Annotated in this window: 7 protein-coding genes; 3 read left to right on the top strand and 4 right to left on the bottom strand. The window is 71.8% G+C overall.

Going from position 1 to position 10,815, the window contains the following annotated elements; all coding sequences use genetic code 11:
- A partial coding sequence (locus JGS39_RS30940) for an MGMT family protein (RefSeq protein WP_372456181.1) occupies positions 1 to 368 on the bottom strand: 368 nt, incomplete at its 3' end.
- Between the two features lie 221 nt (positions 369 to 589).
- Between JGS39_RS30940 and JGS39_RS30935 the strand changes: the two genes are divergently transcribed.
- From JGS39_RS30935 to JGS39_RS30925, 3 genes are all read left to right on the top strand, one after another.
- A complete protein-coding gene (locus JGS39_RS30935) occupies positions 590 to 3,319 on the top strand; it encodes a lysylphosphatidylglycerol synthase domain-containing protein (protein WP_219573017.1) in 2,730 nt (909 codons plus the stop codon).
- Positions 3,320 to 3,397: 78 nt separating this feature from the next.
- Positions 3,398 to 5,002: an alpha/beta hydrolase gene (locus tag JGS39_RS30930; protein WP_219573014.1), complete on the top strand. Its 1,605-nt coding sequence runs from the start codon at positions 3,398 to 3,400 to the stop codon at positions 5,000 to 5,002.
- Between the two features lie 67 nt (positions 5,003 to 5,069).
- Positions 5,070 to 6,644: an alpha/beta hydrolase gene (locus JGS39_RS30925; RefSeq protein WP_219573012.1), complete on the top strand. Its 1,575-nt coding sequence runs from the start codon at positions 5,070 to 5,072 to the stop codon at positions 6,642 to 6,644.
- 72 nt (positions 6,645 to 6,716) lie between these two features.
- Here JGS39_RS30925 and moeZ read toward each other — a convergent pair whose 3' ends face one another.
- The 3 genes from moeZ to JGS39_RS30910 form a co-directional block, all read right to left on the bottom strand.
- Positions 6,717 to 7,895, bottom strand: a complete 1,179-nt coding sequence (gene moeZ, locus JGS39_RS30920) for an adenylyltransferase/sulfurtransferase MoeZ (protein WP_219573010.1) — start codon at positions 7,893 to 7,895, stop codon at positions 6,717 to 6,719.
- Positions 7,896 to 7,980: 85 nt separating this feature from the next.
- Positions 7,981 to 8,823 carry a spherulation-specific family 4 protein gene (locus tag JGS39_RS30915; protein WP_219573008.1) on the bottom strand — a complete coding sequence of 281 codons (843 nt, stop codon included), beginning with the start codon at positions 8,821 to 8,823 and terminating at the stop codon, positions 7,981 to 7,983.
- Positions 8,811 to 9,776, bottom strand: a complete 966-nt coding sequence (locus JGS39_RS30910; RefSeq protein ID WP_148020598.1) for an NAD-dependent epimerase/dehydratase family protein — start codon at positions 9,774 to 9,776, stop codon at positions 8,811 to 8,813. Before JGS39_RS30910 ends, JGS39_RS30915 begins: the two co-directional genes overlap by 13 nt.
- Between the last annotated feature and the right edge of the window lie 1,039 nt (positions 9,777 to 10,815).

Here is a 10,815-nt window from a genome sequence, read left to right as displayed (position 1 = left end):
CCCCCGCCGTCGTCGCCCTCCGCGCCCGCACCGCCGTCCCACCGTGCGCGCCGCATGTCCAGACGCGGGACGTGGCCCTCCGCGGACCGCGAGGCCTCGCGCAGCGGGGTGTTCTCCTCGCGGTAGTGATCCAGCGCACGCAGCTCGTGGCCGGGCAGCAGCGCACCGTCGGCGCGCACCACACGCCACCACGGCACCGCGGACCCGTACAGCGCCATGACCCGGCCGACCTGGCGCGGTCCGCCGTCCCCCAGCCACTCCGCGATGTCGCCGTAGCTCATGACGCGGCCGGGCGGGATCAGTTCGGCGACGTCGAGCACGCGCTCCGCGTACTCCGGCAACGCGTCGCTCGTCGGGTGTTCGCTCATCCGGCCCATCCTGCCGTACGCCACCGACAGTCCGGCCCGTTCCGTGTCCGGTCGCACACGGAGTGTGCGCCGGCGGGGGACGGGGCGTATCTTGCGCACCGCGCGGCCCCGCATCGCACCCTGATGCCCCCCGCCGGCCGAAGGCCGTGCCACCATCATGCGGGCGGTGACCGGTGATACGAGAAGACGAAGACCAATCAGAGGCGACGAAGGAGCAGGGCGTGCAGCCACCGAAGGCGGCCGACGCCTCTGACGCCGAGCCGCGCCCCGAGGAGGGCGGCTCGGAGCCCGGCACCGGGCCGCGGAAGCCCCCGGAGCACCTGACCGGCTCGACGCTGTCGACCTCCGAGGACGAGCTCTCCGACCGGGTCTCCGGTGACGAACCCCTGCTCCCCGCCCGGGTGCACCGCCCCTCCGATCTGCTGCGGCTCCTCATCGGGGTCCTCGCGATCGTCGTGCTGTTCGCCGTCGCCGCGTTCGCCCACGGCACGACGGCCGGCCTCGAGGAGGACATCAACAAGGGCACCGGCCAGGCGCCCGATCTGCTCATCAAGGTCGCCGGTCTCGTCTCCAGCATCGCCGTGCTGCTCGTCCCGGTGGCCTTCGCCATCGAGCGCCTGATCAAACGCGACGGGCTGCGGATCGCGGACGGCGTGCTGGCCGCCGTGCTCGCGCACGGGGTGACGCTCGCCACTGATCTGTGGGTCTCCAACTCCGCGCCCGGCACCATTCAGGACGCGCTGACCCAGCCGCAGCCCGGTCAGGCGCTCACCGACCCCGTACACGGCTACCTCGCTCCGGTGATCGCCTATATGACGGCGGTCGGTATGGCGAGACGACCGCGGTGGCGGGTCGTGCTGTGGGTGGTGCTGCTGCTCGACGCCTTCACCATGCTGGTGGGCGGGTACACGACACCGCTCTCGATCATCCTCACGGTACTGATCGGCTGGACGGTCGCGTACGGCACGCTGTACGCGGTCGGCTCGCCGAACGTCCGGCCGACCGGTCAGCACCTGATGGCCGGTCTTCGCCACGTCGGCTTCCGGCCGGTCACCGCGATGCGGGCCGACGACGCGCCCGACTCGGGCGACCAGAGCGACCGCGGGCGTCGGTACGTGGTCTCCCTGGAGGACGGGCCGCCGCTCGATGTGACGGTCGTGGACCGCGAACAGCAGGCGCAGGGCTTCTTCTACCGGGTGTGGCGCAGGCTCACCCTGCGCGGCATCACCCAGCGGCGTTCCATCCAGTCGCTGCGCCAGGCCCTGGAGCAGGAGGCGCTGCTCGCGTACGCGGCGATCGCCGCCGGTGCCAACGCCCCGAAGCTGATCGCCACGTCCGAGCTCGGTCCGGACGCCGTGATGCTGGTGTACGAGCACATCGGCGGACGCTCCCTGGACGCGCTGGAGGACTCCGAGATCACCGACGAGCTGGTGCGCGGTGCCTGGCGTCAGGTGCAGGCGCTCCAGTCGCGGCGGATCGCGCACCGCAGGCTCACCGGTGACGCCATTCTGGTGGATCGTTTTGGCAAGGTGTTCGTCACTGATCTGCGCGGCGGCGAGATCGCGGCCGGTGATCTGGTGCTGCGGATGGACGTCGCCCAGCTGCTCACCACCACGGGTCTGCGGGTGGGTCCCGAGCGTGCGGTCGCGGCCGCGCTGGAGGTGCTGGGGCCGGATGCCGTGGCGGACTGTCTGCCGCTGCTCCAGCCGATCGCGCTCAGCCGCTCCACCCGCGCCCATCTGCGCCGGCTGGCCCGGGAGCGTTCGCAGCGCGAGCGCGAGGCCGTGCTGGAGGCGTCGGACGCGGCGAAGCGGGCCCGGTCGCAGGACGCGGAACCTGCCGAAGACGCCGGGCGCAAGAGCGACCGCAAGTCCCAGCGCACCGAGAAGCAGGCCGAGAAGCGGGCCAGGGACGACGCCATGGACGTCGCCCGCGAGGAGGATCTGCTCTCCCGGATCCGCCAGGAGGTGCTGCTGATCCGGCCGCAGGCGCCGGTCGAGCCGGTCCGTCTGGAGCGCATCAAGCCGCGCACCCTGTTCAGCTTCATCGCCGGTGCCATCGCCGCGTACTTCCTGATCTCGCAGGTCACCGAGGCCGACTTCGGTGCGGTGGTCGAGGAGGCGGAGTGGGGCTGGGTGGCGGCCGCGCTCGGTTTCTCGGCGCTCAGTTACATCGCGGCGGCGATGAGCCTGCTGGGCTTCGTGCCCGAACGGGTGCCGTTCGGCAAGACAGTGCTGGCACAGGTCGCCGGCTCGTTCGTGAAGATCGTGGCCCCGGCCGCGGTGGGCGGGGTCGCGCTGAACACCCGGTTCCTCCAGCGGGCCGGAGTGCGTCCGGGGCTGGCGGTCGCGAGCGTCGGCGCCTCGCAGCTGTTCGGGCTGGGGTGCCACATCCTGCTGCTGGCCGCGTTCGGCTATCTGACCGGTACGGAGAAGACGCCGTCCTCGCTCACCCCGTCCAGGACCGTGATCGCGGGGCTGCTGACGGTCGCCGTGCTGGTGCTGGTGGTGACGGCCATCCCGTTCCTGCGCAAGTTCGTCGTGACGCGGGTGCGGTCGCTGTTCGCCGGGGTCGTACCGCGCATGCTGGACGTCGTGCAGCGGCCGCAGAAGCTGCTCACCGGCATCGGCGGGATGCTGCTGCTGACCGGCGTGTTCGTGATGTGTCTGGACGCGTCGGTCCGGGCGTTCAGCGGTCCGGACACGCCGCACCTGAGCTATGCGAGCATCGCGGTGGTCTTCCTCGCCGGCAACGCGCTGGGCTCGGCGGCGCCGACACCGGGCGGCATGGGCGCCGTCGAGGGTGCGCTGACCCTCGGCCTGATCGCGGTCGGCCTGCCGAAGGAGGTCGCGGCACCGGCCGTGCTGCTGTACCGGCTGCTCACGCTGTGGCTGCCGGTGCTCCCCGGCTGGCTCGCCTTCAACCATCTGACGCGCAAGGGCGAGCTCTAGGCGCGGCGGCCCGCAGGCGTCCACCCGCTTGGACCGGCGCCCCGTGCACCCCCCGGGGAGCCGCCGCAGGATGGAGCGATGAGGACCTCCCCTGCCCTGCGCGCCGCTGCCCTCGCCGCCACGGTGACCGTGCTGCTTCCGCTCACCGGCTGTTCGGACGGGGGTGACACGGACACGGCCGGCCGCTCGGAGAACACTCCGCGGGCGGCCGAGGCCGCCGCGGCCACCACCCCCGCCGGCCTCGCCTCCCAGCAGCTGAAGTGGACACCGTGCCCGGCTCCTTCCCAGGCGCAGGGCGGCGGTTCCGCACCCTCCCCGCTGCCCGGCGGGGCCGTCTGGGAGTGCTCGTTCATGAACGTCCCGCTCGACTACGCGGAACCGGACGGCGACACCATCGAGCTCGCGCTCATCCGTGCGAAGGCGATCGACGGGAACAGGCGGATCGGTTCGCTCATCTTCAACTTCGGCGGCCCCGGCGCGTCCGGTGTCGCCACCCTGCCCGCGTTCGGCACGGAGTACGACAAGCTCCGCACCCGGTACGACCTGGTGAGCTTCGACCCGCGCGGTGTGGGCCGCAGCGCGGGCGTGGAGTGCGAGGACGACGCGCAGCTGGACGCGCGGTACGAGGGCGACGGCACACCGGACGACGCGGCGGAGGAGAAGGCGTTCACCGAGGACACGAAGACGTACGTGGCCGCCTGCGAGAAGAACTCCGGCAAGGAACTCCCCTTCGTGGGGACGACGAACGCGGCCCGCGACATGGATCTGATGCGCCAGGTACTGGGCGACGAGAAGCTGTACTACTTCGGTATCTCGTACGGCACCGAACTGGGCGGCGTCTACGCGCACTTGTTCCCCGAGAACGTGGGCCGGTCGGTCCTGGACGCGGTGGTCGACCCGACCGAGGACGCCGAGCAGTCCTCGCTCGGCCAGGCAGAGGGCTTCCAGCTCGCACTGGACAACTTCGCCGAGGACTGCGCGGACCGGGGCGACGCCTGCAAGCTGCCCGGTTCCACTGCCGAGGAGGTCGAGCAGGGGGTGTCCGGACTCCTCGACCGGCTGGAGGAGAAGCCCGTACCGGGCATCGGCTCCCGGAAGCTGACGCAGACGCAGGCCACCACCGGCATCGCGGCGGCGCTCTACTCCAAGGAGACCTGGCCCCTGCTGGAGCAGGGCGTGGACGAGGCCGACGGCGGCAACGGCGCACTGCTCCTCGCCCTCGCCGACTCCCTCAACGGGCGCTCCGAGGACGGCCGGTACGACAACTCCGCCGCGGCGAACACCGCCATCAACTGCGCCGACTCCAAGGAGCGGTTCACCCTCGACGAGACCAAGGAGAAGCTCCCCGCGTTCCACGACGCCTCACCGGTCTTCGGCGACTATCTCGGCTGGGGTCTGATGGCGTGCACCGGCTGGCCGGTGGCGGGCGCCTGGGACACCCCGGACGTCAGCGCGAAGGGTGCGGCCCCCGTCCTGGTCATCGGCAACACGGGCGACCCGGCGACCCCGTACGCGGGCGCGAAGGCGATGGCCGAGGAACTCGGCGAGGGCGTCGGCGTGGAGATGACGTACAAGGGCGAGGGTCATGGCGCGTACAACAGCGGCAGTGCCTGTGTGCAGAAGGCGGTGGGCGGCTATCTGCTGGACGGCAAGGTGCCGGACGCCGGGACGGTCTGCGGTTAGGCGCGGCACCACGCGCCTAACATGGGCGAACTGCCGGACGGGCAGGCACGACGGGGAGGGACTGCACGTGGTCGCATACGTACGGGCCGGGGCGCTGGCCGCCGCCGCACTGCTGCTGACGGGGGTGCTCGCAGGATGCGAGGACGCCGCCGACGACAAGCCGGGCACCCCTGCGGACGGCACCACGGCTTCGGCCGCCTCACCGTCCGCCGCACCCTCGGCCGACGCGAGCGGAAAGCCCCTGCCCGCCGCCCTCACCTCGCAGCGCCTGGACTGGAAGAGGTGCGAGGCCCCCGAGGGCGGCAGCGCTCCGGGCTCGTCCTGGCGGTGTACGAAGGTCACGGTTCCGCTGGACTACGCGAAGCCGGACGGCGACACGATCGGGATCGCGCTGATCCGCAAGGAGGCCCGGGACAAGGACCGGCGGCTCGGCTCGATGCTGTTCAACTTCGGCGGGCCGGGCGGTTCAGGGGTATCCACCCTGCCGCGCGCCGCCGGTTCGTACGGGTCGCTCAACACCCGCTACGACCTGGTGGGTTTCGATCCGCGCGGGGTGGCCGAAAGCGCCGGGGTGCGGTGCCGCACGGACCAGGAGCAGGAGAGCTCCTACCGCAAGGTCGACATGACACCGGACACGGCGGCGGAGGAGGCGGCGTTCATGAAGGACGGCGCCGGTTTCGGCGCCGGCTGCGAGAGCCGCTCGGGCAAGGTCCTGCCGTTCGTCGGCACGACGAACGCCGCCCGGGACATGGATCTGATCCGCGAGGTCCTCGGTGACAGGAAGCTGACGTACTTCGGCTTCTCGTACGGCACCGAGCTGGGCGGCACATACGCCCATCTCTTCCCGGAGCACGTCGGGCGGGCCGTCTTCGACGCCGTGGTCGACCCGACCGCGGACACCACGGGCCACGCCCGTAACCAGACGACCGGCTTCCAGCGGGCACTGGAGAACTACCTCAAGGACCGCGGCCAGGACCCGAAGGCGGGCACCCGGCGCATCGCCGCCCTGCTGAAGCGGATCGATGCCAAGCCGCTGCCGACCGGTACGGAACGCGAGCTCAACGAGTCGCTGGCGATCACCGGCATCGTGCTGCCGCTCTACTCCAAGGACAACTGGCCGGTGCTCACCCAGGCCCTGGACGAGGCGGAGAGCGGCACCGGTTCGATGCTGCTGCAGCTCGCCGACTCGTACAACGGCCGTGACGAGAACGGCCACTACGACACCCAGAACCACTCCCAGCGGGCCATCTCCTGCGCGGACACCAAGGCCAGGCCGACAGCGGCCGAGGCGAAGGCGCTGCTGCCCGAGTTCGGGAAGCTGTCGCCGGTCTTCGGCCCGTTCCTGGCCTGGGACACCGCGGGCTGGTGCGCCGACTGGCCGGTGGCGGGCGAGCACGACACCCCGGAGGCGAGCGCCCCGGACGCCGGTCCGATCCTGGTCGTGGGCACGACGGGCGACCCGGCCACGCCGTACGAGGGTGCGCGGAAGATGGCGGACGAGCTGGGCGAGGGCGTCGGCGTCCTGCTCACCAACAAGGGCGAGGGGCACGGCGCCTACGGCGGGAACAGCTGTGTGACATCGACGGTGGACGCGTACTTCCTGGACGGGAAGGTGCCGGCCGACGGCAAGACCTGTTCGTAGCGCCATCGTACGGACGAAGAGGAAGGGGCCGGTCCGCATGATGCGGACCGGCCCCTTCCTCGCGTTCAGCCTTTAGTACACCGGCTTCTCGGGCTCGATCTGGTTGACCCAGCCGATCACGCCGCCGCCGACGTGCACCGAGTCGGCGAAGCCCGCCGACTTGAGGACCGCGAGGACCTCGGCACTGCGGACACCGGTCTTGCAGTGGAGCACGATGCGCTTGTCCTGCGGGAGGTCCTGGAGGGCGTTGCCCATCAGGAACTCGTTCTTCGGGATCAGCTTCGCGCCGGGGATCGAGACGATCTCGTACTCGTTCGGCTCACGGACGTCGATGATCTCGATCTTCTCGTCCGCGTCGATCCACTCCTTGAGCTGCTTGGGAGTGATCGTGGAGCCGAGCGCCGCCTCCTGGGCCTCCTCGGACACGACGCCGCAGAAGGCCTCGTAGTCGATGAGTTCGGTGACGGTCGGGTTCTCGCCGCAGACCGCGCAGTCGGGGTCCTTGCGGACCTTGACCTGCCGGTACTGCATCTCCAGCGCGTCGTAGATCATCAGCCGGCCGACGAGCGGGTCGCCGATGCCGGCGAGCAGCTTGATGGCCTCGTTGACCTGGATGGAGCCGATGGACGCGCACAGCACGCCCAGGACACCGCCCTCGGCGCAGGAGGGAACCATGCCGGGGGGCGGCGGCTCCGGGTAGAGGCAGCGGTAGCAGGGACCGTGCTCGGACCAGAAGACGGACGCCTGGCCGTCGAACCGGTAGATCGAGCCCCAGACGTACGGCTTGTTCAGCAGGACCGCGGCGTCGTTGACGAGATAGCGGGTGGCGAAGTTGTCCGTGCCGTCCACGATCAGGTCGTACTGGGCGAAGATCTCCATCACGTTCTCGGCTTCGAGCCGTTCCTCGTGAAGGATGACGTTCACCAGGGGGTTGATCCCCTGCACGCTCTCCTTGGCCGACAGGGCCTTGGACTTGCCGATGTCGGCCTGGCTGTGAATGATCTGGCGTTGCAGGTTCGACTCGTCGACCTCGTCGAACTCCACGATGCCGAGCGTTCCGACACCGGCGGCGGCCAGGTACATCAGAGCCGGCGAGCCGAGACCGCCGGCGCCCACACAGAGCACCTTCGCGTTCTTCAGCCGCTTCTGCCCGTCCATCCCGACATCGGGGATGATCAGGTGGCGGGAGTACCTGCGGACCTCGTCGACGGTGAGCTCAGCAGCTGGCTCGACCAGGGGTGGCAGCGACACAGGAACCTCAACAATGCAGGTGGTCGGTTTCTACGTACTTCGGCTACGTACGGTTGTTCTTGCCGTAACACTGCCACGCCCCCTCTCATTCCGAGATAGCAGGTCCGATCCGCGAGACAATTTCGTCCCAGTACCTGGGCAGTGTCGCAAATGGATCGCTTTGCCCACGTCCGTTTCCGGGACCGGTCTCCCTGGTGCGGTCCGTGAAGAAGATCGTCCCGGCGCCCTGCCAGCGGGCGATGCGCATCGCCTCCTCCAGGTGGGTGCGCGGGACACCGTGGACGAAGTGGGCGAACCGGCCGGGCGGGTACGAGGCGGTCCACTCCGCCACCTGTGACCAGCGGTAGTCGGTCCACGCGCCGCGGAAGGTGACCAGCTGGTCGGCGGCCTCCGCGTAGCCCGGGTGCGGATGGGTGTCGTGGCCGAGCACGAGGTGTCCGCCGTGCCGCGCGCTGCCGCTGTCCGCCAGGAGGGCGGAGAGGGTGCCGGTGAGACGGCGGACCGTGGGAAGGTCCGGGCGCCCGGCCGGGCAGCGGTCGAGGTAGAACCCGTCGACGCGGTACCAGTCCAGGTAGGACTGCGCGTCGGCGACCAGGTCACCGAAGGGCCGGCTCCCGTGCACCAGATCGAGCCGGCCGAGCAGCCGTCCGGCCGAGGCCCGCACGGAGTCGAGCGGATCCTCGCCGCGCACAGCCCGCTCGCGGGCGTTTCGGAGCCGGCCCGCGGCCTCCAGGCAGTGCGGGTCGGGACGGATGCCGGGGCCGTCATCGATGTCCAGGACGGCCCAGTGCAGCGGGGTGCCGGGGCGGGCCAGTTCGGCCCATTCGGCCGGGGCGAGCAGCGGGTGCGCACAGCCGGGCACACCGAAGCCGAGCTGTTCGGCGCCACTGGTCCGGCGGGCGGTGCCGGTACTGGTCAGATACGGCATGCCGCCTCCATCCAGATGTCGGCGAGGGACTCCTCCAGATTGATCCGGGGACGCCAGCCGAGCCGGTCCCTGGCGGTGCGGACGTCCGCCTGCTGCCAGGCACCGCAGCCGTCCGGGTAGGGGGAGGGCGTGACCGAGAGGTGCTCCATGACCGATTCGGCTGAGGTGCGGGGGGCGCCGATGGGCAGGCGTGCGGGGGGCGTGTCCAGCTCGTGGAGCGCGCCCCCGTACCCGGCCACCTTGGCGAGAACGGCCGCGGCGTCGCGCAGCCGCACGGCCCGGCCGGTGCCGATGTTGACGACGCCCTGGGCGGCGGAGAGCGAGGCGGCGTGCACGGCGCGCGCGACGTCGCGCACGTCGACGAAGTCGCGCTGGACCCCGAGGCCGCTGAGCTTCAGCTCGCCGTCGCCGGACTGCATGGCACGGCGCATCGCCTCGGCGAGCCGGCCGAGCGGCGAGCCGGCCGGGGTGCCGGGGCCGACCGGCGAGAACACCCGCAGCACGACCGCGTCGAGGCCGGAGCCGAGGACGAGTTCGGTGGCGGCGAGCTTGCTGACGCCGTACGGGCCGCCGGGGCGCGGGATGGCGTCCTCCGCCGTGGACGAACCGGGCTGCGAGGGCCCGTACTCCGAGGAGCAGCCGACCTGCACCAGGCGGGCGGTGCAGCCGCTGCGGCGCATCGCCTCGCAGACGGTGGCGACGGCGACGGTGTTGTGACGGGTCAGGTCGCGGGCCCCGCCCCGGGTGGCGCCGGCGCAGTTGACGACGACCCCGGGGTGGACGGCGTCCAGGAAGCGGGTGAGCGCTCCCGGGCTGCCGCCGGCGAGGTCGAACCGTACGTCGGCGTCGTCGCCGCGGCCGAGCGCCGTGAGGTGGACGGCAGGGTCGGCTAGCAGGCGGTCGGCCACGAACCGGCCGAGGAATCCGTTGGCTCCGAGCAGCAGCACCCTCATCGCGCGCCCCCTGAGTGCCGACGGCGGGCTGCCGGTGCGGGGGATCGGTGGGTCATGTCCGGTGTCTCCTTGGGGCAGTTGCGTACGGTGCGGAACGGGACCCGCGGCGTCGGCTCCGCGGGGGCTGTGGGGTGCGTCAGGCGGCGGTGTGGGCGGATGCCCGGGAAAGAGCGACGGTGGCGGTGGTCAGCAGGCCGAGCGCGGCCGCGCCGCAGGCGACGGCGGGTACGGCCCCGGTGCCTGCCGCCTCGATGAGCACTTCGACGGGGCGGGCTACCGGGTCGAGGCCGGGCAGCCGGCCGGCCAGGACGAGTGCTGGGGCGGCGACCTCGACGGCACAGGCGGCGGCGAGGCCGGTGGCGGCCGGTTCGGGGAAGCCGTGTACGGAGANGAGGTGGGCGCACCAGGCCGCCGGGGCGACTGCCACGGCGAGGCCGAGCAGCGGAGCCGGAGTGATGTCCCAGGGGCCTTCGGGCCCGCCGCTGAGGAGCTGGTGGAGCAGCGCGTCGCCGTACAGGACGTAGCCGAGCAGCCAGCAGCCGAACAGACCGGCGGCGCCCGACGACCGTCCGTCGGCGCAGAGGGGTCCGGTACGCAGGGCGAGTGCGAGCCCGATGAGCGCGAGGAGACCGCCGCCGGAACCGATGGCGAGCCGCGCCCCGCTGTCGAGCACCCCTTCGGTGAACCGCAGCGCGACGAATGTCGCGAGGCAGGCGGCGCCCGGCTCGCGCGCCGGTGCGAAGGACGCGCCGACGGGCTCCCCGGCGACACCCGGTACCCGGGCGAACAGTTCCTCGGCGAGCGAGAACACGTCACGGTGCCGATAGCGGGCGGCCGTGCGGTCGGTGACGCCGTGGGCCTCGAGACCGGCGGCGATCTCCAGGGGGTCGACGGCGCGTTCGCAGAGTTCGCGGTGCCGGTGCATCAGGGTCTTGACGGGGTCGGCCGGCCCGCGCCGCCCGGTGGAGAGCTTGCGCGCCGGAGCGGTGTGCGCGAGCTCGGGGGCGCGAGGGGCGGGGTGCGGTGCGGGGTCCTCAAG

Source organism: Streptomyces poriferorum, assembly GCF_019399235.1.
Classification (GTDB): Bacteria; Actinomycetota; Actinomycetes; order Streptomycetales; family Streptomycetaceae; genus Streptomyces; species Streptomyces poriferorum.
Note: the sequence above shows the minus strand (reverse complement) of the source record. Positions and strands in the feature narration are given on the sequence as shown.